Source organism: Salipiger marinus (assembly GCF_035481585.1).
GTDB lineage: Bacteria > Pseudomonadota > Alphaproteobacteria > Rhodobacterales > Rhodobacteraceae > Salipiger > Salipiger marinus.
Genome location: NZ_JAYKSL010000094.1, coordinates 1 through 691, shown reverse-complemented (window position 1 = coordinate 691; position 691 = coordinate 1). Strand labels below are relative to the sequence as shown.

General features: G+C 69.6%; 1 protein-coding gene. It reads left to right on the top strand.

Features of this window, described 5'->3' with window-relative positions:
- Positions 1 to 87: 87 nt before the first annotated feature.
- A partial coding sequence (locus tag VK682_RS27285) for a class II glutamine amidotransferase (protein WP_324783003.1) occupies positions 88 to 691 on the top strand: 604 nt, incomplete at its 3' end.

Below are 691 nucleotides of genomic sequence, written 5' to 3'. Positions count from 1 at the left end.
AAGACAGGTGACGAAGCCGGGCTTCGCCACGCGGCTGCGCGACATGCTGCGGGCGAAAAAGGCGGCACAGGGCAAGGAGTAAGCGGTATGTGTGGGATCATTGGCGTTCTGGGCGATCACGAGGTTGCGCCCATGCTGGTCGAGGCGCTGAGGCGGCTGGAATATCGCGGCTATGACAGCGCGGGCATCGCCACGGTGAATGGCGGGCGGCTCGACCGCCGCCGCGCCGTGGGCAAGCTGGTCAACCTGTCGGATCTGCTGGTGCACGAGCCGCTGGCGGGCAAGGCGGGGATCGGCCACACCCGCTGGGCCACCCATGGCGCGCCCACCACGCGCAACGCCCATCCGCATCGCGCTNGCGCCGTGGGCAAGCTGGTCAACCTGTCGGATCTGCTGGTGCACGAGCCGCTGGCGGGCAAGGCGGGGATCGGCCACACCCGCTGGGCCACCCATGGCGCGCCCACCACGCGCAACGCCCATCCGCATCGCGCTGGCCGGGTCTCGGTGGTGCATAACGGCATCATCGAGAATTTCCGCGACCTGCGCGCCGAACTGGCCGAGGCCGGGCTGCAGCCGGAAAGCGACACCGATACCGAAACCGTGGCCATGCTGGTCTGCCACCTGCTCGACAGCGGCAAGACCCCGGTGGAGGCGGCCCATGGCGCGCTGATGCGGCTGGAGGGCGCCTTTG